This window comes from Apibacter sp. HY039 (assembly GCF_004023655.1).
Classification (GTDB): domain Bacteria; phylum Bacteroidota; class Bacteroidia; order Flavobacteriales; family Weeksellaceae; genus Apibacter; species Apibacter raozihei.
Genome location: NZ_SAYM01000007.1, coordinates 123,315 through 149,044, shown reverse-complemented (window position 1 = coordinate 149,044; position 25,730 = coordinate 123,315). Strand labels below are relative to the sequence as shown.

Genomic DNA, 25,730 nt, shown 5'->3' with positions numbered 1-25,730 from the left:
TTAATAAAACCGAATTATACCATGAAAAAACTTTTCTTATCTTTTGCAGCCGGAGCATTGCTCCTGTTTTCCTGCAACGATAATTCCAAACATCAGGTGGATACGACTTCGGCTGCTGTCGAAACTGGCAGTTCTGTAGAAGCTCCTATACAGCCGGTAGGAAAAGAATCTACTTATAAAAAAGAACTTCAGTGGACGGCATTTAAAACTGATAAAAAAGTTCCAGTAGCCGGAACTTTTCTAAAAATATCACTTACAGGTGTTAAGGAAGATTTAGCTATTCCCGAATCTTTGGTCAATGCCCGCTTTATTTGTGACGGAACTACAACTTCTACCGGAGATACAGCCAGAGATGGAACTTTAACTACTTTCTTCTTTAAAAGACTTTCTAACCCTGAAATATCCGGATATTTTCAGAAATTTGAAAATAATACCGCTTATATAGTTATTCAGTTAAACGGAAAATCGGTAACAAAAGAGTTTCCTTATGAATTGAAAGGAAATCAAATTATTATCAAAGGCAGTGTTGATATACTAAACGATTTCAATGCGCAAAAACCATTTACCAGTCTTCATAGAGCTTGTTATGATTTACATGAGGGTAAAACATGGACAAATGTAGATTTGGTTATTAAAATTTCAAAATAATCTTAGTAAAGTACTATAAAAGTTAAGAATAAGGAAATCCCTTATTCTTTTTTTATACCTAAGACCTATTTTTTAACGATACAGATTCTAAAATTTAGTTCATGAAAAAAATACTTGTAATTCTGACTTCCTGCCTGTTTTCTAATTTTATTTTTTCTCAATCTGATGAAAATAAATCTCTGTATGATCTGGCTGATGATTATTATGAAGATTTCTTAAAATTAAATCCCATACAAGCCACAATGCAGGGAGATTACAGGTATAATGATTTATTAACCAATGATATTTCCGATGAATTCTTATCTGAATATGAAGATTTTTTTCAGATTTATCTACAAAAATTAAACAAAATTAATTACAGCCAGCTAAACGAAAATTCCAAAATCGTTTACGATGTATTAAAAAATGAAATTGAACTTAGTTTAGAAAAACTCCCTTATCATTTTGAGAGAATTCCTTTTACCCAATTTGAGGGACTTCCCCTGCAAATGCCCGTTATGGGGAGTGGACAGGGTATTCAACCTTTTAAAACCGAAAAGGATTATTCTGACTGGCTCAAACGTGTAGATGCTTTTAGCGGATGGGCAGATACAGCTGTTAAAAATTTTAAAAAAGGAATTGATACCGGAATGGTTCTGCCGGATGTATTAGTTTCTAAAATGATTAAGCAGATGCTTAATGAAGATATTATAAGCGCCGATTTTGAAAAAAACATTTTTTACGGTCCTATTAAAAATTTACCTTCAGACTTTACTTTAGCACAAAAAAAAGATATAACTCAAAAATATCAACAGATGATTATAGGTAAAATTATCCCTACCTATACTCAATTGGGAACTTATCTTAAAGAAGAGTATTTACCTCACAGTCGTAAAAGCATAGGGTATAATTCGTTACCTGCTGGCAATACCATGTATTTGTACTGGGTAAAATATTGGACCACAACAAACAAAACACCGGAAGAATTTTATCAGGCAGGTCTAAAGCAGGTAGACAGCCTTAAAAATGAAATGAATAAAGTACGACTGCAAATAGGTTTTGAGGGATCTTTGAAGGATTTTTTACTGTATGTTAAAACAGATCCGAAAGCTCGCCCCTATACAACTCCAAAACAAATTTTAGATGAATTTAATTCTATTTTATTCAAAATTGAACCTCAGCTAAAATTATTATTTAATAAAACTCCCAAAACCGCTTTTGAAATAAGGCAAACAGAAAAATTCAGAGAAAATACAGCCAGCGCAGAATATTATCAGGGTACTGCTGATGGAAGCAGACCCGGAGTTTTTTATATGCCTATTCCCGATGCAACACAATTCAATGTAACTTCGGGTATGGAATCCTTATTTCTTCATGAAGCTATACCCGGTCATCATTATCAGGTTTCGTTGCAACAAGAAAATACATCACTTCCCAAATTCATGCGGTTTGGCTGGATAGGTTCATACGGAGAAGGCTGGGCCTTATATTGTGAATCATTAGGACCTGAACTGGGGCTTTATACAGATCCTTATCAAAAATTAGGTTCCTTGAGTGATGATATGCTTCGTGCCGTACGGCTGGTTATTGATACGGGAATACACACCCGAAATATGAGCCGGGAGCAAGCTATTGAATATTTTCTGGATCATGTTGCATATAACAGAAATGAGGCTGTAGCGGAAGTGGAAAGGTACATATCTTATCCTGCACAGGCTTTAAGTTATAAGGCTGGCTCTATGAAAATTCAAGAATTAAAAAACAAATATCGTAAAATTCTGGGAAATAGGTTTTCGATTTCAGAGTTTCATGATGAATTATTAAGTTCGGGCTGCCTGCCTCTCAATGTATTAGAAAAAAAGATGTCTGCTTGGGCTGAAAAAAAGTAATTTTTTAATGTAAAAAGTTTGCAGAATAAAAAAATGATTCTATCTTTGCACCACTGAAAAATACTTGTAACAAGTATTGGTAAGAGATCCGGTAGTTCAGTTGGTTAGAATACCTGCCTGTCACGCAGGTGGTCGCGGGTTCGAGTCCCGTCCGGATCGCAATAAGGAATTTAGTTTCCATTCTTTTAAAAACACAAATAAAAATCTATCCGATCCGGTAGTTCAGTTGGTTAGAATACCTGCCTGTCACGCAGGTGGTCGCGGGTTCGAGTCCCGTCCGGATCGCTTTTTTAAGCATTTTATCCACTTTTTTATTTTACAGCTTCAATTTTTTAAATAAAATGTAAAAAATATCTTTTACTTATATTTAATTTTACAACGTACTTTATTCAAATTTCCCAAACATATAATTTATAGTTTCAGCTCTAATTACCCAATAATTTTAATTTAAATGTCTGCAAAATTATTATTTATTCGACGAATTATGTTTTCAATCTGGAATTCCGAGCATATCATCTATAAAAAATATTCAACAAAAAAAGTAACCTTTATTTGAAAAGGTTACTTTTTTTCAATTTTATAAAAATATATAAGAAAAAATATACGATTTCACCTTAAAGCTTCCACCATACCAGGGAAGTACGATCAGCGGATGTATTGGTAGTTCTGGAACTTAAAGTCCAAGGGTACACCGTATTAGTAAAGTGATTCATTCTAAATGTTATTTTATCCCCTGCTTTAGCATCACAAGCCAAAACTACTGAATAGGTTGCAACAGTTGAAATGCCTGTAGTAGGTATAATATTAATATCCAACTCAGCAGCATCTACTAAAGTATTATTTTTTAATAATCCAATATAGTAAACAACAGTACGTGCTGCTTTGACACTTGTTCCCGTAGTTTCTTTTACAGCACCGTATAATCGGAAATTAAATGCATATGCTCCATCTTCAGTTAGCGTAATTGAATATACTTTGGTAGTTGCATCAACAGCACCAAAAGGTAAAACTGTTCCTGAAGTTGCTAAATTTGCAAGAGTTCCAGCATTAGTTGTAACAGAGGTTGCCAGATTCAAAAGGTTGACGGTACTTTTTGGTCTTTCATTTTGCAGACGGTTCCATTGTTTATTCATCCAAAAGTAATATCCTGGATATAAATCGCTGGCCGCAGAACTGGTAGTATTATAAACTAAAAGCCCATCGACTACTGTGCTCATAGGACTCATATTTGTAGCACCTACCAAAGCTACTCTGTTTGGTAAAAATCCCTTATTAGAATCTCCTAATTCTAGTTGGGCTGATGAATTATTGACAGAAGTTCCTCCAATTTTACTTGTTCCGGTTATATATTCGTTACCGGAGACCTGAAATTTGTAATTACTGGAAACTACAGACTGTCCTCCTACATTTACACTTCCCGATTGATAGATATTTTGTGTATTATCTGTCGCCTGAACAGTACTTCCCTGAACTTGCCAGGGCTCTGCAGGAATACCTGCAGCACTGGATACCATATGCTGCCAAAGGACACCATCAAAATAATAATACCCAACATAAGTAACCTTAGCTGTTTTTGTGGTTAAAGTACCTGATAAATCGGAAACATAAACGATTGCTCCTTTTTGATTATCTCCATAGCTATCGTTTTTACTGATAAGGCTTGCACGTGTTAATACAGGAGCTATTATTCCTTCGGGAGAATTGTTTACACTCGTTATCGGAGATACATGAAAAGTTGCATGAGGTTCATTAGTATTAATGCCAACTTGAGCGTTTAAAAAATTAATGAGCATTAAATTTGCTCCAAATAAAAAGATCTTTTTGTTCATCACAATTAAATTATTAGCAATGCAATTTAATAAATAATAAAATAAATTCAAAAAAATATTAAATATATTAAATTAAATTACGAATAAATAAAAAAAACATTACATAATTTGATCTTAATAAATATTAAGTTATTAATTTTTTACTAATAAATAACAATTTATTTTTTTCCTATATTTTATAAAATACAATGCAATTATTTTATATTAACACAAAATATATTTTTTTAAAAAAATGATAGTTAACCAAATCTTCTAAATTTATTTTTTTCTAAAAATAGTAGCTCCTATGCTGGCAACAATAACACAAAGTATGGATAAGCATTGACTAATACTCAGAATTTCGTTTAGAAAAACCAAGCCTGATAACGCTCCAAAAGCGGGTTGCAAACTCATAAGGATACTGAATGTTTTAGAGGGAATCTTTCCTAAAGCAATCAAATCCAATGAAAACGGAACTGCACTGGATAAGAGGGCAACTCCCAATCCCACTAAAAGCCATTTACCATTTAAAACATCCAGATCTCCGGAAAAAATCCCAAAGGGCAGTATAAAAAGAGTAGCGATACACATTCCTACACTTACTGCTTCACCTCTTTTTACTTTTTTTAAAATTTTTCCACCGATAAGTATATAAAAAGCCCAAAATGCACCCGCAACCAAGGCTAAAATTAAACCAATAATATCAACCCCTGCATTATTCCATGGGACAAGTAATGCTATTCCGATGCAAGCTAAAAGAGCCCAAAATAAATCAAGTATTTTTCTTGAACTGAATAGAGCCAATGTTAAAGGTCCTACAAACTCCAAAGCAACACCCAGCCCTAATGGAATACGTTGAATTGCATAATAAAAGATAAGATTCATAGCCGCTAAACAAATTCCATACCCCGAGCAGTATAACCACTGTTCTGCTGTGAGTTTTCGAATATTGGGTCTAAAAAAAAGAACAAGCAGTACTGCTGAAAGACCAATTCTTAAAGAGGCTGTTCCACCGGCTCCTAAAACCGGAAATAGGCTTTTAGCAATTGAAGCTCCTCCCTGAACACTAATCATAGATAAAAGTACAGCAGGTATAGCCGGAAAGGTTTTCTTAGAGTTTGAAGACATAGTATTTAATCTGGCTTATTAAAATGGATAAATGTTATTTTTAAATCAATAACACAGCTTACCTATATTATTTAAAAAGTTTCAAATGTAAAGATTTATCCTATAAAACAGAAGCTTTACCCATAAGATTAAGTATTCAGTTAAAAAAAACGCCGGCTTAAAAGCCGGCGTTTTTACATATTAATTGATTTAATTATTTTTGTTTAAGTAATGTATATTTGGATGCTAACTCCCCACTAATTACATTACCTTCAGTATCCAGTTGGATTAATTGATTTTCAGCTACTTTAAATTGTTGCTTTTCTTTGTCTCCTTCTAAGGTAATTTTGTTTCCCTCTTTACTCCAAACATACTTACCTTTTGATTCAAATGGTTTTTGATCTCCTTTTCCTAAATACCTGGATGAAAGAGTATACATATTATTTTTTTCCAGCTTCAATATAGTTTCGATACCTTCACAATCGGCACATGGTATCACTCCTTTATAAACACCTTCCACATCCAGCGAATTTTCAGAGGTATGTGCATTAACCAAAGAGTCTGCTTTTTGTACCAGAGTATCAGCAATAGCTGAAGTACTGTCTTTGATTTCTTCTGCTTTTTGAGCTTGTTTTTTATCACAGCTAACTACTAAAGCTGCTACAGCAAATAATAAAAAGACTTTCTTAATCATTTTTTTTGTATTATCAAATTTATCCCTATAACACTCAAAAACAATACCATGTTATTGTTTTAACTTCCTTATTTTATATGAACTTATGATAGGTAAATAGAACCTTTTAAATATAATTTTGCATAACCTGAAATTAAAACTTTATTTTCAATAATATCACAATAAATATAACCGCCTCTTTGTGAGCATTGATAGGCTATCATCTTCTTTTTCCCTAATTTCTGATTCCACAGGGGAATTAAAGAAGTATGAGCAGATCCGGTAACCGGATCTTCCGCTACTCCTACTGAAGGAGCAAAAAAACGAGATACAAAGTCAGTAGTTTTTCCTTTGGAAGTAATTATAACACCTAAATATTCAGATGCTTGAGCAATTTTATTTAAATCAGGATTAACTCTCCGTACTTCTTCTTCATTTTCAACCACCAAAATTAAGTCCCTGGAAGCCCAGGCTTCCAGAATTTCACAATCTATCATTTCTTTAAATAAAGGTAATATCTGTAACCGTTTCGGATCTCTGGAAGGAAATTCCATTTCATATTTATCTGATTTACAGATCACAGTAAGAATACCGCTTTGAGTATAAAACTGTATTTTTTTTAAAGTACTATCTACAAAATTAGATAGTACATATGCAGATGCTAAAGTGGCATGTCCGCACAAATCAACTTCAGATTTAGGTGTAAACCACCTCAAATCATAATTTGCTCCCTCATCTCTTTTTAAAATAAAAGCCGTTTCAGATAAATTATTTTCAGCTGCTATTTGCTGCATAATTTGATCATCAATTTTTTGCTTTAAATAACAAACACCTGCCTGATTACCTGAAAAAATTTGTGATGCAAATGCATCTATTATATAATATTCTATAACTGATTCCATAATTTAATTATAAAAATTTATATTGAAGTTATTATTTTACTAATGTAAAAAAGCGGTTATTAAACCGCTTTTTAATTTATTGTATTAATTTTCTAAAGGTAAAAAACTGTATTTTTCAGAATAATACAGCATCTCTTCAGCAAATGATTTAGGATAAGTAACCTCAATATCAGTAATATCTCCTTTACTATTAACTTTAGGAACTAAAACAGGGTTTAGAAAGCCTTTATATGGAGCTAGATTAAATTTTGAATTTCTTTCAAGAACTTCTTTATGAAGCTTTGGATCTACTTTAACACCATATGTTTCAACCAGGTCTTTTGCAGCCTGATAATCACCTTCTGATTTAATTCTCTGAGTTTCTTTTAATAATTCTCCAAATAAATTATGTAATTTTTCATAATTATTTATTTTAAAATAAGTTTTACCATTTTTCTCTATTTTTTCAATAACCTTATCTTTCTGACCTTTTTCACAAACCCATGCACTTACCCACTGACGGTTTCTCATATGTGCTTCTTCAATGTCCCTTCCGGGTTCTATACGTACTAACTGCGTCATCAGACCGTTACGAATATAATCATTGTAAGCAGCCATACCTACCTTTTTCCAATCTTCGACTAAACCTAACTCCTGTAATTTAGGGCTATATAAATAATAAAGACCTACAAGATCAGCTCTCCCTTCCTCAAGTGTTGAAGCATAACTTTTTAATGTTTCCTTTGGAGTACCCACTCCTTTATTTATTTGCCCGGAAGCATGTCCCACCACTTCATGTAGTGCTGTATGTAACTTATCTGCAAGTTCTCCGTATTTTTCGGATAATTCAACTTCTTGCGAGTCGTAAGCAAATTCTTTTAATTTCTCCGTTCCGCCTGCCTGACCATAAGCATCTATGATATTACCTAGAGATACAGATTTTGAACCATACTCTGCTCTAATCCAATCAGCGTTGGGCAAGTTTACACCTATAGGTGTACTTGGGGATGAATCACCCGATTCCGAAGCTGCTATTACCGTTTTATATGATATACCTACAACATTTTTCTTTTTATGCTCTGGCATTAAAGGAGAATTATCTTCAAACCATTGTGCATTTTTGGAAATTACTTCCATTTTTGCAGACATATCAAAATCTTTGATTTGAACAATACTTTCATAAGAGCCTTTATGTCCTAAAGGATCATTATACACCTCTATAAATCCATTAATGTAATCAATATTTCCCTCGGTGGCCTTCAACCAAGCTATATTGTATTCATCCCAGGTCTTCAGGCTACCTGTTTTATAATAACTGATTAGCAGTTTTAAAGCTTCCGCCTGCGGTTTATTTTCAGCTACTGAAACTGCTTTTTCCAACCAAAATATAATTTGATCTATTGCAGCTCCATACATACCCCCGCTTTTCCATATTTTTTCTTCTAAATTTCCCTGTTCATTTTTGATCAATTTGGAATTGAGCCCCCATGAGACAGGTCTGTCTGAATCCTGATTTGTTTTCCCTGAATAATATTTCTCTACTTCTTTATCCGTAATACCTTTCCCATAAAAATTTATTGCAGAACCAGATATAAATCCCTTAGACTCATCCAGATTAACTTTTTTATTATCCTCTTCATTAAAAAGTATATCTACAATGAATGGTTCCAATTCTGTACTAGTATCATTTAATAATTGCTGAAAATAATTCTGTGAAAATTCCGGCATAATTTTGTCATTAGAGTAATGGTGGTGAATTCCATTAGAAAACCATACCCTTTTTAAATATATTTCATAGTTTTTCCAGCTTTGTGCTGATTTATCTCCTTTATAGTTTTTATAAATACTTTCTAATGCTTTACGAATTTTTAAGTTATATTTATAATTCTGATCCCATATTATATCTCTTCCGGACATACCTGCCTGAGCTAAATAGTAAACCAACTTTTTTTCTTTCAGGGAAAGTTTTTCCCAACCAGGAATCTGATATTTCAATACTTCTATATCCGCAAAACGATCAACTTTATATTCAAAATTTTCAGGATCTGTCTTACCTATAGTATTTGAAAATTTAGTATCGCAAGAGACCAGCATAACCGAGGAAGCTATAATAGCTGTTAAAACATTTAATTTCATATTTTGAAATGATTATATACTCATCAAAATTAATAAAAATAAACTTCGTATTCTTATTTAATAATTGTTGATTAATAAACCATGAAGTTAAAAGGATTTTTATAGAAAATGAAAGATAAAAATATGCGCAAATATACTATAATGGATGTATGAAGGAATTAAAAGCGCGGGTTAAAAATCTTTACTTGCCTATAGGGGCTCTGGTAAGCCAAGAAACACAAATAAGATAAGAACCCACGCTATATGGTGTGAGCCCAACTTACTTATTCTGTGTCTCTTTTGAATTTACCAGATTCCCATAGACAGAATAAAAGCTAGCGCTTTATATTAATTAATCCATAAATTACTGGGACAAATATAATAAAAATAAAATAATATACCTCAATACAATATTTTTTACCCAATAAAAAATATTTAACAAACACAATTTTATATTTTATTTACTTTAATCATTATATAGATTAGTTTAATTATTATTAATATAAAAACACTTCATAAATCAAATTCATATTTTAAAAAATATTTCACTTATAATATTATGAAATAAATAAATTTTCTGTTTTTATATGTATTTTTTAGATTATAAATAGCTATTTTTTATATTTTCCTGATTTTATTGTAAAACTAAGTTCAATTTATGATTATTAATTACGTATTAAAAATTATAAATCGTATTTAAAAAGATTATCTTTTACAAGATTTAATGATGTATATAAATTAAAAAAACAGTTATAAAGAATAATTTTTAAATATACATGTTTTATTAGTTTCTCATCTACTATTTTGTTAAAAGAATACAACATTTTAAGTTAACTTAAGCATTATCTGCATCCTATAAATAAAAATATTTTCATATTTAGTATATTTTATCTTGATTAATCTAAAGTAGTAACAAAGATTAATTTCTACTTATTAATTAAAATAAGCAGATTTAAATGTATAATTAACTTATTCAAACCTTTAAAAGGCAGGATAGAGACTATTATCATTAAAAATATTCTCTTACTTTTGTACTCTTTACGTATTATGAAAATTACATTACTCTCGATAGGCAAAACAAATTCGAAAGAGCTGCTGACTTTGATTGAGCAGCTTGAAAAACGTTTACCTTCCTTTATTAAATATGAAAGAAAAGAACTTTCGGATATAAAAAATGCTAAAAATCTTCCGGAATCTGATTTGAAAAATGCGGAAGCTGAATCTTTTATTTCTCAATTACATGCTAGTGATTCACTCATATTATTAGATGAAAAAGGCAAGCAATACACATCTATTGAATTTTCAAAATTTATTGATAATCAAATGAACAATTCAACTAAACACATTGTTTTTTGTATAGGTGGAGCCTGGGGATTTTCAGATAAAATCTATAACTTACCTCATCAAAAAATTTCATTATCTTCCATGACTTTTACACATCAAATGATACGATTATTTTTTACGGAACAACTTTACCGTGCATTTAGTATATTACAGGGTAAACCATATCACAATGAATAACTACTTAAAAATCTATTGGTACGACATTATATTTGCTATTGTTTTATTCATAACCATAGCGGGTATTTCAGGACAACTATTTTTCTATCTTGCGAACTTTTTACACCTAGACACAGCTTTACTAACTCCTATAAATACTGTTTTTAATTATTTAATGCTGTTTCTCATTTTTTATTTTATTTGTTTAAAACCAAGAGAACAAAAATTTAGATTAAGTTATAATTTAAAAAAATTTCAACTATTCCCAATTTGCTTATGCTTATTCATCGGACAGTTTTTATTGTCCGAATTTTTAACAGGATTAATACCCACCCAAGGACCCTTTTTTGGTTATCTGCACAATTTAATGACCCAAGCTTTAGTAGGCTCGCTTAACAAACAACCGGTTGCCGTTTTTATTTCTATATGTATTATAGCCCCGATATTCGAAGAAATATTCTTCAGAGGTTTTATATTAAAAGGAATGCTTAATAATAAAGTTCCTCCTTATAAAGCCATTATTATATCTTCTATAATTTTCGGCGGCATACACATATTCCCCTGGCAGGTTTTAGCAGGTATCTTGGCCGGCATAGTCTTAGGAATATCTTTTTACAAAACCGGTTCACTTGCAGTAAGCACATTACTTCATTTTTTAAACAATTTGTTAGGCTTTTATCTATATTACAAAAATGGAAATTTTGATTCGCCTGAAATCGGATTTAGCAATTATGTTTATCCTATCATTGGTCTTATAATCATCATTATATCAGGTTATTTTCTTAATAAAATCACAAAAAAATACTCATGGAAATATTATTAGCAACTCAAAATACTCATAAAAAAGATGAAATTTTAGCCATGCTTCCTTCTAATTTAAATCTAAAAACATTTAATGATTACAATTTTGAGGGAGATATTGAAGAAACCGGACTCACTTTTGAAGAAAATGCATTTATAAAAGCAAAATTTGGATACGATCTATCGGGAATACCTTGCTTTGCTGATGACAGCGGACTTGTGATAGAAGCATTAAACGGAGAACCTGGAATTTATTCAGCTCGTTATGCCGGAACCGGCTCTTTTGATGATAACATAGCAAAAGTACTTTCTAATATGAAAAATATTACTGATAGAAAAGCTTATTTTATAAGTGTAATTTGCTGGGTTAATAATAAAGAAGTTCGCTATTTTGAAGGAAGAGTTTACGGTACTATTTCAAATTCAATCCTGGGAAAACACGGTTTCGGCTATGATCCTATTTTTGTTCCGGAGGGTTACTCAAATAGTTTTGCAGAAATTTCTGCTGATGAAAAAAATAGAATAAGCCATAGAGCGTTAGCATTAGATCAATTTAAAAAATTTATTAACGAAAATAATCCTATTCAGAACTGAAATTATAGAGTATAAACATCAATAATACAATACCTTGGATAGAAACCTAGATTTTATAAAAATATTTATATTAATATATACTAATAAAAAAAAATCTGTCAGCTTTAAGCATTTAAATTTTAGTTATATTCACAAACAACCATTATCAAAACTAAAATTTTATGTTACCACAAAAAATGAAAGCTGCAGTTGTTCGTGAATTTGGACAACCTTTACAAATTGAAGAAGTAGAAGTTAAAAGACCGGGTAAAAACCAGATTCTGGTAAAAATTATTGCTTGTGGAGTATGCCATACCGATTTGCATGCTATTGAAGGAGATTGGCCTGTAAAACCTAAAATGCCTTTAATTCCCGGACATGAAGGAGTTGGCTATGTTGTTGCTACTGGTGCAGAAGTAACAAGGGTAAAGGAAGGAGATGCTGTTGGTGTACCCTGGTTATATAGTGCCTGTGGCTGTTGCGAATTTTGCATTTCCGGATGGGAAACATTATGCGATATACAAGAGAACGGAGGATACAGCGTTGATGGCAGCTTTGCTGAATACGTAATTGCTGATGCCCGTTATGTGGGAATTTTACCTTCAAATGTTAATTTTTTAGAAATGGCTCCCATTTTGTGTGCAGGTGTAACCGTATATAAGGGGTTAAAAGAAACGGAAACTAAACCAGGAGAATGGGTTGCAATTTCAGGAATCGGAGGACTTGGACATATTGCCGTTCAGTATGCTAAAGCAATGGGGATGCACGTTGCTGCTATAGATGTTGCTGACGATAAACTTAATCTGGCAAAAAAACTGGGAGCAGATTTAGTGGTAAATGCATTAAATACCAATCCCGGAGAATATTTAAAAAAAGAAACCGGCGGTATGCACGGGGCTTTAATCACAGCAGTATCCCCAATAGCATTTAAGCAGGGACTTGAAACCTTACGTAAAAAGGGAACCATAGCTCTAAACGGGCTACCTCCCGGCAATTTTGATCTTCCCATTTTTGAAACTGTTTTAAACCGTATAACCGTAAGAGGCTCAATTGTGGGAACAAGAAAGGACCTGCAGGAGGCTATAGAATTTGCACATGAAGGTAAAATCAAAGCTACTGTAAGTACTGCTAAGCTCGATTCAATAAATGATGTTTTTGATAAAATGAAAAAAGCCCAGATCGACGGAAGAATTGTTTTAGATATGGCCAGTGCCTAGCATACACAAACTGATATTGAACTTGTAATCAATTTTAACTATTATATAAGGCTATATAGAATAAATTAAATTGACTAAATAAAGCCAAAAAAAATTAAATTAAAAACCAAAACAAATAAATACGTTTATAATTTAAACTTATTTTGTATTTAAAATTAAATTAAATAACTTTTAATGTACTTTTGTATTCGAATTTAAAACAATAAATTGTATGTGTGGATTTGTAGGAGTTTTCGAACTGAAAGAAACAAGTGAAATAGTAAGGCCGGAAGCGCTGAAAATGGCTAAAAAAATTCGTCACAGAGGACCGGACTGGTCTGGTATATATTGTGATGATCTTGCTGTACTGGCCCATGAAAGATTATCTATAGTCGATATTGCTTCAGGAGGGCAGCCTCTATTCAGTGAAGACAAAAATTTAATATTAGCTGTTAATGGAGAAATCTATAATCACAAGGAAATACGTAAACAATTTGAAGGTAAATATAATTTTCAGACACAATCTGACTGTGAAGTAATTCTTGCTTTATATAAAGAAAAAGGTATAAAACTTTTTGAAGATATTTCCGGTATTTACGCTTTTGTACTTTATGATAAAGAAAAAGATGTTTATCTGGTAGGTAGAGACCATATGGGAATTATACCTTTATATATGGGTTATGATAAAAAAGGTCAGTTTTTTGTAGCTAGTGAATTAAAATCATTAGAGGGTGTATGTCCTGATATCAAAGAATTTGAGCCTGGAAAATATTTTTATAGTCCCGATGGAGAAATAAAAGAATGGTATCATAGAGACTGGATGAAGTTTGACTCTGTAAAAGATAATACTTCTGATATTCAGAAATTAAGAAAAGGATTGGAAGATTCAGTACACAGACAACTTATGTCGGACGTACCTTATGGTGTATTATTATCCGGAGGTTTAGATTCTTCAATTATTTCTGCTATTGCAAAAAAATATGCGAGCAAAAGAATTGAAGAAGATGGACAAACAGATGCCTGGTGGCCACAACTACACTCTTTTGCAGTAGGTCTTAAAGGTGCTCCTGATTTAATTGCTGCTAAAAAAGTAGCCGATCATATAGGAACTGTTCACCACGAAATACATTTCACTATTGAAGAAGCCTTAGATTCTTTAAGCGATGTAATTTATCACATTGAAACGTACGATGTGACTACTGTAAGGGCTTCAACGCCCATGTATCTTCTTGCTAGATATATTAAATCTATGGGGGTTAAAATGGTTTTATCTGGTGAAGGATCTGATGAACTGTTTGGAGGATATTTGTATTTTCATAAAGCTCCGGATGCCCAGGCATTTCATGAAGAAACTGTACGAAAACTAGATAAACTTCATTTATATGATTGTTTAAGGGCTAATAAATCTTTAATGGCTTGGGGAGTTGAAGGCCGTGTTCCTTTTCTAGATAGAGAATTTATGGATATTGCAATGACTCTTAACCCTAAAGATAAAATGTGTGGAGGTGGAAAAATTGAAAAACATATCTTACGGGAAGCTTTTGAAGACTACCTTCCTGCTGAAGTTGCCTGGAGACAAAAAGAACAGTTTTCTGATGGTGTAGGATACTCTTGGATTGACACTCTTAAAAAAGTTGCTGATGAAAAGATCACTGATAAGCAGATGGAAAGAGCAGCAGAACGTTTTCCTATCAATCCACCTATGTCTAAAGAAGAATACTGGTTCCGTTCTATATTCGAAGAACATTTTCCATCTCAGGCAGCAGCACAGACAGTTCCTTCCGTACCTTCTGTTGCATGTAGCTCAGCTGTAGCTCTTGAATGGGATGAAGCTTTTAAAAACAATCCGGATCCATCCGGACGCGCTGTGAAGACAGTACATACTGATGCAATATAAAAATACATCAATATATATACTATAACTAAATAGTAGCCTTTGGATGATTACTCCAAAGGCTTTTTATTTTACATTTAAATACTATTTACATTTATACTGAATGTTTATGTATCTCTTAATTTATAACTAAAAGAAACAAAAAATTAATATGATAAGATGACTCTTATTTGTTTTAAAAAAATCTTATTTTTTCTAAGATATTATTGAAAAAAGTTTCTTCGAAGAATTTGAAAAGATTAAATAGAGTTTAATTTACCAAAACATAATTTAGCAAAAAAATAGCCTGTTTATAAATAATATAAACAGGCTATAAAACTAACTAATTTTTCTACAAATATTTTCAGATTTTTTATGCAGATATTTTGGATATAACTGCATCGTTAAATCCTAATTTTTTAATATTATCTAGTAATCTTTTTGCCGATTCGTAATTAGTTACTTTGCCGGATGTATATATATAGATATTATTGATTTTATCTCTTACAACATTGTTCAATCCTTTAAAAATAGGATCTTTTTCCCTGTATTTTTTTGTGGATAATAAAATTTCAATAGTGTAATACTCATTTTTTAATGATTCACTATCTTTAAATTCAACGACTGCAGCATCTTTAAAACCAGCTTCTTTAACAATTTTGAGATTTGTGTCTGCCTCTGATTTTAAATTGGTAGCTCCTGCATAATAAACATATTTCCCATTAGATTTTATAATTTCGACATCTTTTATACCTCTAAATTGAGCAGCTCCTTGTGGATACTTGTTAAATGATGCTAAAAACTGTATTTTAAGCGTTGTATTTTTTAAAGGTATTTCGGCTTCTTTAACTTCGACTTTTTGTATTTCAGTTCTACCTGATCTTTTATCAAATTCCTTTTTATATGCCAAAAAGGCTTCATAAATATTTTTTGCTATTGTATTTTGACCTTCCGCAGAAGCTAAATATTCTCCTTCCTGATAATTGGATATAAACCCGGTTTCTATAAGAACTGCAGGCATAGCTGTCTGAACTAATACTAAAAAACCTGCCTGTTTTACTCCTCTGGATAATCTACTTTCTTTTTTGAAATTTTCTTCTACATAAGAGGCAAGTTTTAAGCTGTTTTCAAGATAAACGTTCTGCATAAGTGTTAATCCGATAAGAGACTCAGGTGAGTTGATATCAAACCCCTCATAGGTGGTCTGATAATCTTTTTCCATATATACCACAGAGTTTTCTCTTTTTGCTACATCAAAGTTATCTCTGTTTCTATGAGATCCTAAGACAAAAGTTTCGGTTCCGTAGGGTGCGCTCTTAGAACTGGAGTTACAGTGAATGGATATAAATAAATCTGCTTTGTTTTTATTAGCAATACCTGCCCGGGTCATTAATGGAATAAACTCATCAATAGTACGGGTATAAATAACTTCTACATCTTTATTGTTCTTTTCAATCATTGACCCCACCTTCAATGCCAACGATAGATTAACATCTTTTTCATTAGCATACGGTCCTTTGGCTCCATAATCATGTCCTCCATGTCCCGCATCCAGAACCAGTTTAAACTTTTGTGAATAAGAAAAATTTATACATAGGGCTGTAAACGCAAATAATATATTTTTTAAGTTAAAAATTGTTAAAACTCTCATTAATTCTTTTTTTTGATTAATTTTGGACACAAATTTTTTGAATTTATATACTTTGATTAATTCAAGCTTCAAATATAGTGTACTTTGTTTGTTTTTTCTAATTTTTAACATTCTGTTAGCACAAGTTAAAAAGACTGAAACGCCTTCTGATTCGACAAAAATAATACCTTCAAAAAAAGAAAAATTAGAAGATGTGGTAGATTCCAGAGGGGATGAAATCCGCAATATATTTTCTAAAAAAATGACCTATCTGATACATAATGCTTCCGTTTCCTATCAGGACATGACGATAAAGGCGGATTATATTGTTATGGACTGGAATACAGGGGATATTTTTGCTCGGGGCAAAGTTGACAGTTTAGGAAGAATTATTGAAAATATTACTTTTAAACAAGGAAACAGAGAATTCGAATATACTGAAGCCAAGTTCAACATGAATACAAAACAGGGTACAGCTTTTAATGTACGTACTGAAGAGGATGAAATGGTGATAATTGCTCAAAAAGCAAAAAGGATGAATGAAGAGGAGTATTACATGAGAAACGGGATGATTACAACGGATGAATACTTTAAATCAAAAAAAGATTCTGTGCCCGATTATCATTTATCAACCACCCGTATGAAAATGATTACGGGAAAAAACCAAAAGACTTTAATTGCGGGACCTACAACCATGTATATTGAACAGGTTCCTACTCCATTTATACTCCCTTTTTTATATCTTCCATCATCAGGTCGTAAAAGAGAAGCCGGACTTCTTATCGGTACTTTCGGTGAAAGACAATCTAAAGGTTTTTATCTGGAAAGATGGGGAGTGTATGTTCCTATAGGGGAATATCTTGATTTAGAAACCCGGTTTGGTATTTACACTAAAGGGAGCTGGACTATTGATAATCGTTTCAGATATACTAAAAGATATAAATATTCAGGTAATTTCAACCTGGTATATGAAAAGAATATAAATAGTACTAAAGGTCTGAGTGATTACTCGGAAACAGAAAATTATCGTGTAGTATGGACTCATTCTCAGGATGCTAAAGCTAATCCAAATTTATCGTTTAATTCTTCTGTTAATTTTGTTAGTCAAAATTATTATAATAATAGTATATATAATCAAAACGCATTATCTGGTAATGTAAATAATAATCAAACCTCATCATCCATTTCACTGGTTAAGCGATTTAACAATAATCCGTTAACAGTTTCATTAAATACTTCGGCTTCCCAAAATATTTCTGATGGAACAGTTGCGCTTGTGCTTCCCAGCTTATCCGTTACAATGCCTCAAATTTATCCTTTTGCTCCTAAAAGCGGCTCAAAAAAAGGTTTGTTTCAAAATATTTACATGGATTATAAAATGAATCTTCAAAACTCCGTTACTACGACCACTGAGGATATGTTTTCATCCAAAATGTTTGATAATTCCAAAAACGGAATAAAAAACGAGACAAATCTGGGAACTACTACTACTATATTTAACTACTTCCAATTAGGATTAACCGGAAATTACAAGGAAGCATGGACAACCAAAACAATACGCAGAGATTATAATTCTGTTACAAATGAAGTTGTAACTCTAAATAAAGACGGACTCAGGTCTTACAGAACTTTTGGAACTGCTTTAAATTTAACTACAACACTTTATGGAATGGCTAACTTTGAAAAAGAGGGGCAGGATAAAATGATAAAAGCTATCCGACATATGATATCCCCTACTCTAAGTTATAGTTATTCTCCTAATTTTTCTTCTGATTCATGGGGGTACTATGGTACTTATATAGATGAAAATGGTAAAAAGGTTAAATATTCCTATTTTAACGGCGGCGTTTTAGGTGATCCTTCAAATACAGAGAATAGTTCTGTAAATATTTCCCTGGCTAATAATCTGGAAATGAAAGTGCGGAATAAAAAAGAAAAGACTGGTATAAAAAAGATAAAAATCTTTGAGAGTCTAAATATTTCCACCTCTTATAATTTTGCTGCTGACTCTTTACGATTAAGTCCTATAACTGCTACTGGTTCCAGCTCTCTATTCAATTCTAAACTGAGAGTAAACTATGCTTTGAGGATTAATCCTTATAAAATTGTATTTGATTCTCCAACTTCTACTGTGGGATATAATGTTGATAAATTAGGATATTTCTCTATAGCCAGTTATACAATGGGATTGAACTTTTCTCTGGAACCTTCTATGTTTGGTGGTAAAAAAGAAAAAAAATATTCAAAACAAGGCTCAATACGATATGAAAAATATAATTTTGATGAAGAAAATTATGCCCATTTTGAAATTCCATGGAAATTGGATGTGGGACTTAATTATGCCAGAACCAAAGAATATAACCGTACGGCAAATACATCAGCTACTGTAAATTTAACAGGAGAAATATCGCCTTCTCCGTATTGGAAAATTACAGCTTCTACCAATTATGACCTTGAAAGTAAAGAGTTTGGTTATACCCGACTAGGATTTATGAGGGATCTAAGAAGCTTTAATATCAATTTTAACTGGGTTCCTATTTCTTCCGGTTATAATAAAACATGGAATTTCTACATAGGAATAAAGGCTGCAATTCTTAAAGATGCTGTGAAATATGAAGCAAGAAATTTCAATGACACAAGCACTGATCTTTAAAAAATTAATACCTTTATGAATTAAATTTAATCGTACAATTACAAGAAAATGAAAAAAGAAATTATATCTACTTCTCAAGCTCCTGCAGCTATTGGTCCTTACTCACAGGCTGTTAAAGTAAATAATTTATTATTTATTTCAGGTCAAATCCCGGTTAATCCGGCAACGAATGAATTTTCAGACGAAATAACAGAGCAGACTCATCAAGTGATGAAAAATATTCAGGCTATTCTTACAGAGGCAGGGTTGTCTTTTAATCATATTGTTAAATCTTCTATTTTTTTAACTGATTTAAACAATTTTGCTATAGTTAATGATATTTATGCATCCTATTTTGCAAATTCTTATCCTGCAAGAGAATGTGTACAGGTATCTGCTTTGCCTAAAAACGTATCCATAGAAATATCAGTAATTGCTGCAGAATAAATAGTTTACTATAAAATGATTAGAAATACAATTGCAGTTTTATCGGGACTGTTTGTAGCCGTAGCAATAATTACTTCGTCGGTTATGATTAATCCTTATTGGATACCTTATGAGTATAAAGGTCTTGCAATAGAGTACTGGACTCCTATCATAAAAACGGCTAAGGGTGAGTTTTTCATAGCTTTGCTCATTTCATCTGGTATTGGCTCTTTACTTGGAGGTATCGTTTGTGCCTTGATTGTCAAAACTGCTAAAAAGGCTTATGCTATGTTGATTGGTTTTATTTTGTTATTAACAGCTATTGCTACTGTATTTATTTTCCCTGGCCATCCTACCTGGTACATCGTAAGCATGTTTTTTATTTTTTTTCCGTTTTCGTGGTTAGGTGCACAACTTGTGGAATGGTTACAAAATAAAAAAGAAGCCAAATCAAAAAAGGATTCAGTATAAAATTCTACATTGGAATTTTTTTTATCATCTCTTCGACTACTTTGAATGCTGCTGGACAGATCAAAGTATTTTTCAATGTAATTTTATTGATCTGATATATCTTTTTCCGATCGGTATGCGGATATTCCCTGCAAGCTTTAGGACGAACGTCGTAGATAAGACAATAATTTTCAGAATCCAGAAAAGGACAAGGTAAACCATTAAAAACCCAGTCATTATCTTCGTCTTTATGCAAATATTTATCTATAAAAGCAGAAACTTTCATTTTTAAATGTTTGGAAATTCTTTCTATATCTTTTTCTGTAAATAAAGGACCCGTTGTTTTGCAACAGTTAGCACATTCGAGACAATCAATTTTATTAAATACAGAATGGTGTATTTCTAAAACTTTTTGATCCAGATTTTTTACTTTTTTGTTTTTTAATTTTGATAAATATTTAGAATGAATATCCTGCCGTTTAATAGCTTCTTCTTTATTTTTTTCTATATCCATATTCTTTATCGGTCTTTTTGTAAATTATTGATCCGATTTATAGAACGGGTGAAACTTTTCAATAGCATCCCGTAATTGTTGTTTATCCAAATGAGTATATATTTCAGTTGTTGTGATACTTTCGTGTCCCAGCATCTGCTGAATTGAACGCAAATCAGCACCATTTTTTAAAAGTACTGTTGCATATGAATGTCTAAATGTATGCGGAGATACATTTTTTTTTATTCCAGAATTTGCCACTGCATTCTTGACAATTATAAAAATCATTTCTCTTGTCAATTTTGCTCCTCTTCTATTTAAAAACAAAAAATCTTTATATTGAGGCTTTATTACCTGATGATTCCTGATAGATTGAATATATATGGAAATATATTTTATTGTCCAGTCTGAAACAGGAACTAGTCTTTGCTTCTCTCCCTTACCTATAACTCTTATAAAATTCTCTTCGAAAAATAAATCAGAGAGCCTTAAGTTTGTTAATTCTGATACTCTAAGTCCACATCCGTAAAGTGTTTCTAGAATTGTTCTATTTCTTTCTCCTTCAGAATTTGATAAATCAACAGACTCAATTATTTTCTGAACTTCCTGATGATTAAGCGTATCAGGTAATCTAAATCCGATTTTAGGACTTTCGAGTAATTCTGCCGGATTGTCTTTTCTGATTTCATCTTCCTGCAAAAAATTAAAAAAAGATTTTAATGATGAAATTAATCGTGCCTGAGATTTTGCTGCTTTTGTTTTTTTAGAAAAATCATAAACAAAATCCTGAATAGCTTCTTTGGTAATTATTGATGGATCTAACGCATGATTTTCAGCCGCAAATAATTTTAATTTAGCTAAGTCCCTAACATACGCTTTTCGTGTATTTTCAGACAATCCTTTCTCTAACCATAAATATTCCTGAAAATTTTCTATTGCAGAAATCCATTCCATAATGCAAAATTAGTCTTTTGAAAAAACAAACTCCTAGTAAATATTATTAAATTTGTTTTAATAATTTACAAAAAGAACTAAATTACCTAAATTGCAAAAAAATAAAAAATATATGGAATCAAAATTATCCTCACTACATTTAATGGAGTTAGAAAATCAGTATGGTGCCCATAATTACCACCCTCTTCCTGTCGTTTTAGAGAAAGGTGAAGGAGTGTATGTATGGGATGTGGAGGGGAAAAAATATTACGATTTCCTTTCAGCTTATTCCGCTGTTAATCAAGGTCATTGTCATCCTAAAATTATCAATACATTAATTGAGCAGGCTAAAAAACTTACGCTAACTTCTCGTGCTTTTTATAACAGTGAATTGGGGAAATATGAAGAATTTATAACAAAATATTTTGGCTTTGAAAAAGTTCTTCCTATGAACACGGGTGCAGAAGCGGTAGAGACAGCACTCAAACTGTGTAGAAAATGGGGATATGAAAAGAAAGGTATTAAAGAAGATCAGGCTCATATTATTGTATGTGAAAACAATTTTCATGGAAGAACTACTACTATTGTATCCTTTTCTGTTGATGCCGATGCTTATACTCATTACGGGCCCTTTACTCCAGGCTTCATAAAAATTCCATACAATGATGTACATGCATTACAATCTGTACTGGAACAAAATTCTAATATTGCCGGCTTTTTAGTTGAGCCCATACAGGGTGAAGCTGGTGCTTATGTTCCCGATGATGGATATTTAAAAGCCTGTTATGATTTATGTAAAGAAAAAAACGTACTCTTTATTGCGGATGAAGTTCAAACGGGCATTGCCAGAACCGGAAAATTACTAGCCTGTAATTATGATGAAGTTCAGCCAGATATTTTAATTTTAGGTAAAGCTTTGTCCGGAGGTGCATATCCGGTTTCTGCCGTACTTTCAAATTCTGAAATTATGGATGTAATAAAACCGGGACAACATGGTTCTACGTTTGGTGGTAATCCACTAGCTGCTGCTATAGCAATTGCTGCATTAAAAGTTATTGAAGAAGAAAATCTGGCATCTAATGCATACGAATTGGGTAAGATTTTTAGAGATGAATTAACAAAATTCTGTAAAGATTCTAAAATTGCAGAATTTGTAAGAGGCAAAGGGCTATTGAATGCATTAGTAATTAATAATTCTACTTATAAAAATTTAGCTTGGGAAATTTGCCTTAAATTAAAAGAAAATGGATTACTTGCCAAACCTACTCATACTAATATAATACGCTTTGCTCCACCTCTAGTTATTAACGAAAATCAATTACAGGAGTGTCTTGAAATAATAAAAACTACCATAAGAAAATTCGAAACTATATAACAGATTATTTATTATGAGTTTAAAACTAATTCAGGAACAGGTTGATCAATGGATACAGGATTATGGTGTTAGATATTTTGATGAACTCACTAACATGGCCCAGCTAACAGAAGAGGTTGGAGAGGTTGCACGAATTATTAGCAGAAGATATGGTGAGCAATCCGAAAAAGAATCCGATAAAAATAAAGATTTAGGAGCAGAATTAGCTGATGTTATTTTTGTAGTTACCTGCCTGGCAAATCAAACCGGAATTAATCTTGAAGAAGCTTTTCAAAATCAAATGAATAAAAAAACAAAAAGAGATAAAGACAGACACAAAAATAATGAAAAACTAGTATGACTAATATTTCCATCAAACTTTCAGGTTCCAAAAGTATAACGAATCGTCTTTTAATTCTAAATGCATTATATAATGGCTCCATTTCATTAAAAAATTTGTCTCATAGTCAAGATTCAGATTTACTTCAAAAAGCTCTTTCTTCAAAAGAGGGATTAATAGACATTCATCATGCAGGTACAGCCATGCGTTTTTTAACTGCTTTTTATTCTATACAACCGAATAAAAAAATTATTTTAACAGGATCTCAACGTATGAAAGAGCGCCCCATTGAAATATTAGTAAATGCTTTAGTCGATTTGGGAGCAGATATATCTTATCTTGAAAATACCGGATATCCGCCTGTTGAAATAAACGGTAAAAATATAAATACTAATTCAGTGAATTTATCAGCAGGAATTAGTAGCCAATATATTACTGCACTTTGTCTTATAGGTACTCAGATTGAAAATGGGCTTAAAATAAGTTTAAAAGGAAAAATTACTTCATTACCCTATATCAATATGACCTTGTCTATTTTAAATTCTTTAGGTATTGAAGCTTCATTTTCTAATAATACTATTGATATTCCTTTTAAAAAAGATATTAACAAACAAAATTATATAATTGAAAGCGATTGGTCATCAGCATCTTATCATTATTCATTATGTGCTTTAGGAAAAAATAAAAAAATAACTCTTTCTTATTTATTTGAGGACTCTTTACAAGCTGATAAACGAATTGTCTCAATTTATAAAGATTTTTTTGGTGTACATACTGAATTTAATTCCGGAGAAATTACTTTATCAAAAATAGAGCAATTTGACTATCCTGAATTTATTGAACTTGACATGAATGATTGTCCGGATATTGCCCAGACTGTTTCTGTCACAGCTTTTGGTTTAAAAATACCCATTAAAATAACAGGTTTGGAAACATTAAAAATTAAGGAAACTGACCGTTTATTTGCTCTAAAGAAAGAAATTGAAAAATGTGGTGGCAAGGTTAAAATTACGGATTCTACATTTGAATTAAAAAAATTCGACCAATTTATCGAAAAACAAAAAATATTAACTTATAATGATCATCGCATGGCGATGTGTTTTACTCCCTTAAAATTACTTTTCCCTATAACAATAGATAACCCTTCTGTAGTTGAAAAATCATATGTTGAATTTTGGGATGATATGAAATGTTATGGTATTACATGATTTTTTGGTTACGTGTAAAGTATGATTTTGTATCCTGATTGTTAAAATATTTTATATATTTTAACACTGATTTACTATGATAATATAATTAATTACAAAATTATCTTTACTATATGTTTTTAATATTTAATATTTTAATTTATATCCTAAAAAAAAAATTACACAAATATACATGAAGCAAATCCTAAATTATTTTAAATTAAATAATTAATAATTCGTGTTAAAAAAGTAACTTTGCAACACTTTTTTAATACATGGCTTATAAAGTATCTATAATTGTACCCGTATATAACGTAGAAAAATATCTTTCTAAATGTATTGATTCTTTAATAAATCAAACATTGCAGGAAATAGAAATTGTCCTGATTAATGATGGTTCTACAGACGGTTCCCAGATTATCATTGATAGTTACACAAAAAAAAACACAAATATTGTCAGCATTTGTAAAACTAACGGAGGTTTGAGTGAAGCCAGAAATTTGGGTATAAAAAAAGCTACTGGTGAATACATAGCTTTTGTAGATAGTGACGATTGGGTTGAAAAAGAAATGATGTCAGATTTATATTTTCTTGGTAAAAAACATAATGCTGATATTGTTTTTTGTAATCTTCAAAATGTTGATGAAAAGGGGGAAATTTTCAAATTGCTACCTCAATTACCACAACTTTCGGAAAAAATAATTTTAGAAGAAGATTTTACTGTATTTGGTGAAATGTCCTGTTTTGCATGTAACAAAATTTTTAAACGTGAACTGTTTAATTATATCGAATTCCCATCTGGCTTACATTTTGAAGATATTGCCACTATACCTCGTTTATTTTTGAAATCTAAAGTTATTGCTAAAAGTAATAAGTATTTATATAATTATTTTGTTCGTAAGGGATCTATAACCAGAAATTACACTTCTAAAGGTTTAGACATGTTTAAGGCTATAGGACTTGTGAAAGAAGATTTTTCAATCAGTATTTACAAGAATAACACAGAAGATTGGGAAAAATTTGTAATTTTACAGGGTTTTTATAGTTTTTTAGCTTATTACGCTTATGTTAAAGACAGTTTAGTGAAAAAAAATATGATTATTCATCTTAAAAATTTATTAAAAGAAGAAAATATAAGTAAATCAGACATTATATATTTAAAAAGATATAACAAATTTTATTTATTTTCATTAAGTTACTTAAAAATTGTTTTTTATACTTTAAACATTATCAGACTATAAC

At 31.4% G+C, this 25,730-nt stretch carries 22 protein-coding genes and 2 tRNA genes; 16 read left to right on the top strand and 8 right to left on the bottom strand.

The genetic code is table 11. From position 1 onward, the window contains the following. The first annotated feature begins 21 nt into the window (after positions 1 to 21). The 4 genes from EQ921_RS12925 (at position 22) to EQ921_RS12910 (ending at position 2,801) form a co-directional block, all read left to right on the top strand. The gene (locus EQ921_RS12925) at positions 22 to 648 is read left to right on the top strand and encodes a YceI family protein (RefSeq protein ID WP_128152108.1); all 627 of its coding nucleotides are present in this window, start codon (positions 22 to 24) and stop codon (positions 646 to 648) included. A 101-nt stretch (positions 649 to 749) separates the two neighbouring features. Next, entirely contained in the window at positions 750 to 2,516 is a 1,767-nt protein-coding gene (locus tag EQ921_RS12920; protein ID WP_128331941.1) for a DUF885 family protein, read from the top strand. 85 nt (positions 2,517 to 2,601) lie between these two features. Continuing rightward, positions 2,602 to 2,675 (top strand) — tRNA-Asp (locus EQ921_RS12915). A 52-nt stretch (positions 2,676 to 2,727) separates the two neighbouring features. After that, positions 2,728 to 2,801 (top strand) — tRNA-Asp (locus EQ921_RS12910). A gap of 329 nt (positions 2,802 to 3,130) precedes the next feature. On the opposite strand, the gene EQ921_RS12905 is transcribed toward EQ921_RS12910, so the two are convergent. From EQ921_RS12905 to EQ921_RS12885, 5 genes are all read right to left on the bottom strand, one after another. Beyond that, positions 3,131 to 4,345 carry a hypothetical protein gene (locus tag EQ921_RS12905; protein ID WP_128331940.1) on the bottom strand — a complete coding sequence of 405 codons (1,215 nt, stop codon included), beginning with the start codon at positions 4,343 to 4,345 and terminating at the stop codon, positions 3,131 to 3,133. Positions 4,346 to 4,603: 258 nt separating this feature from the next. After that, a complete protein-coding gene (locus tag EQ921_RS12900; protein WP_128152105.1) occupies positions 4,604 to 5,452 on the bottom strand; it encodes a DMT family transporter in 849 nt (282 codons plus the stop codon). A 193-nt stretch (positions 5,453 to 5,645) separates the two neighbouring features. Further along, positions 5,646 to 6,125 (bottom strand): copper resistance protein NlpE, encoded by a 480-nt coding sequence (locus tag EQ921_RS12895; RefSeq protein WP_128152103.1) that lies wholly within the window; start codon positions 6,123 to 6,125, stop codon positions 5,646 to 5,648. Positions 6,126 to 6,208: 83 nt separating this feature from the next. Beyond that, a complete protein-coding gene (locus tag EQ921_RS12890) occupies positions 6,209 to 7,006 on the bottom strand; it encodes a PhzF family phenazine biosynthesis protein (RefSeq protein ID WP_221410498.1) in 798 nt (265 codons plus the stop codon). Positions 7,007 to 7,090: 84 nt separating this feature from the next. Continuing rightward, a complete protein-coding gene (locus tag EQ921_RS12885) occupies positions 7,091 to 9,121 on the bottom strand; it encodes a dihydrofolate reductase (RefSeq protein WP_128331939.1) in 2,031 nt (676 codons plus the stop codon). 1,026 nt (positions 9,122 to 10,147) lie between these two features. Here EQ921_RS12885 and EQ921_RS12880 point away from each other — a divergent pair. The 5 genes from EQ921_RS12880 (at position 10,148) to asnB (ending at position 15,067) form a co-directional block, all read left to right on the top strand. Then, positions 10,148 to 10,621: a 23S rRNA (pseudouridine(1915)-N(3))-methyltransferase RlmH gene (locus EQ921_RS12880; RefSeq protein ID WP_128152099.1), complete on the top strand. Its 474-nt coding sequence runs from the start codon at positions 10,148 to 10,150 to the stop codon at positions 10,619 to 10,621. Then, positions 10,614 to 11,423: a CPBP family intramembrane glutamic endopeptidase gene (locus EQ921_RS12875; RefSeq protein WP_128152098.1), complete on the top strand. Its 810-nt coding sequence runs from the start codon at positions 10,614 to 10,616 to the stop codon at positions 11,421 to 11,423. The genes EQ921_RS12880 and EQ921_RS12875 overlap by 8 nt, the downstream gene beginning before the upstream one ends. Then, positions 11,408 to 11,995 (top strand): RdgB/HAM1 family non-canonical purine NTP pyrophosphatase, encoded by a 588-nt coding sequence (rdgB, locus tag EQ921_RS12870; protein WP_185144518.1) that lies wholly within the window; start codon positions 11,408 to 11,410, stop codon positions 11,993 to 11,995. The genes EQ921_RS12875 and rdgB overlap by 16 nt, the downstream gene beginning before the upstream one ends. A gap of 161 nt (positions 11,996 to 12,156) precedes the next feature. Beyond that, positions 12,157 to 13,191 carry an alcohol dehydrogenase AdhP gene (gene adhP / locus EQ921_RS12865; protein WP_128152094.1) on the top strand — a complete coding sequence of 345 codons (1,035 nt, stop codon included), beginning with the start codon at positions 12,157 to 12,159 and terminating at the stop codon, positions 13,189 to 13,191. Between the two features lie 211 nt (positions 13,192 to 13,402). Then, positions 13,403 to 15,067, top strand: a complete 1,665-nt coding sequence (gene asnB / locus EQ921_RS12860) for an asparagine synthase B (RefSeq protein ID WP_128331937.1) — start codon at positions 13,403 to 13,405, stop codon at positions 15,065 to 15,067. Positions 15,068 to 15,416: 349 nt separating this feature from the next. Here asnB and EQ921_RS12855 read toward each other — a convergent pair whose 3' ends face one another. Next, a complete protein-coding gene (locus tag EQ921_RS12855; protein ID WP_164875276.1) occupies positions 15,417 to 16,694 on the bottom strand; it encodes an N-acetylmuramoyl-L-alanine amidase in 1,278 nt (425 codons plus the stop codon). 88 nt (positions 16,695 to 16,782) lie between these two features. Between EQ921_RS12855 and EQ921_RS12850 the strand changes: the two genes are divergently transcribed. Genes EQ921_RS12850 through EQ921_RS12840 form a run of 3 tightly spaced genes read left to right on the top strand, consistent with a single transcriptional unit; the run spans position 16,783 to position 20,202 of the window. Continuing rightward, positions 16,783 to 19,326 (top strand): putative LPS assembly protein LptD, encoded by a 2,544-nt coding sequence (locus EQ921_RS12850; protein WP_128331936.1) that lies wholly within the window; start codon positions 16,783 to 16,785, stop codon positions 19,324 to 19,326. A 48-nt stretch (positions 19,327 to 19,374) separates the two neighbouring features. After that, positions 19,375 to 19,752 carry a RidA family protein gene (locus EQ921_RS12845; RefSeq protein WP_128331935.1) on the top strand — a complete coding sequence of 126 codons (378 nt, stop codon included), beginning with the start codon at positions 19,375 to 19,377 and terminating at the stop codon, positions 19,750 to 19,752. A gap of 15 nt (positions 19,753 to 19,767) precedes the next feature. Next, positions 19,768 to 20,202 carry a hypothetical protein gene (locus EQ921_RS12840; RefSeq protein ID WP_128152084.1) on the top strand — a complete coding sequence of 145 codons (435 nt, stop codon included), beginning with the start codon at positions 19,768 to 19,770 and terminating at the stop codon, positions 20,200 to 20,202. A gap of 4 nt (positions 20,203 to 20,206) precedes the next feature. Here the strand turns inward: EQ921_RS12840 and EQ921_RS12835 are convergent, their stop codons facing one another. Together EQ921_RS12835 and xerD are read right to left on the bottom strand one after the other, a co-directional pair. Then, positions 20,207 to 20,695 (bottom strand): YkgJ family cysteine cluster protein, encoded by a 489-nt coding sequence (locus EQ921_RS12835; RefSeq protein ID WP_128152082.1) that lies wholly within the window; start codon positions 20,693 to 20,695, stop codon positions 20,207 to 20,209. 24 nt (positions 20,696 to 20,719) lie between these two features. Beyond that, a complete protein-coding gene (gene xerD / locus EQ921_RS12830) occupies positions 20,720 to 21,628 on the bottom strand; it encodes a site-specific tyrosine recombinase XerD (RefSeq protein ID WP_128331934.1) in 909 nt (302 codons plus the stop codon). Between the two features lie 112 nt (positions 21,629 to 21,740). Here xerD and rocD point away from each other — a divergent pair, with 112 nt between their 5' ends. The 4 genes from rocD (at position 21,741) to EQ921_RS12810 (ending at position 25,729) form a co-directional block, all read left to right on the top strand. After that, positions 21,741 to 22,982 carry an ornithine--oxo-acid transaminase gene (gene rocD / locus EQ921_RS12825; RefSeq protein ID WP_128331933.1) on the top strand — a complete coding sequence of 414 codons (1,242 nt, stop codon included), beginning with the start codon at positions 21,741 to 21,743 and terminating at the stop codon, positions 22,980 to 22,982. A gap of 13 nt (positions 22,983 to 22,995) precedes the next feature. Beyond that, a complete protein-coding gene (locus tag EQ921_RS12820; RefSeq protein WP_128331932.1) occupies positions 22,996 to 23,322 on the top strand; it encodes a nucleotide pyrophosphohydrolase in 327 nt (108 codons plus the stop codon). Beyond that, the gene (locus EQ921_RS12815) at positions 23,319 to 24,509 is read left to right on the top strand and encodes a 3-phosphoshikimate 1-carboxyvinyltransferase (protein WP_128331931.1); all 1,191 of its coding nucleotides are present in this window, start codon (positions 23,319 to 23,321) and stop codon (positions 24,507 to 24,509) included. Before EQ921_RS12820 ends, EQ921_RS12815 begins: the two co-directional genes overlap by 4 nt. Positions 24,510 to 24,763: 254 nt before the next feature. Continuing rightward, complete coding sequence (locus EQ921_RS12810; RefSeq protein WP_128331930.1) at positions 24,764 to 25,729, top strand: glycosyltransferase; 966 nt, start codon at positions 24,764 to 24,766, stop codon at positions 25,727 to 25,729. Position 25,730: the final 1 nt, after the last annotated feature.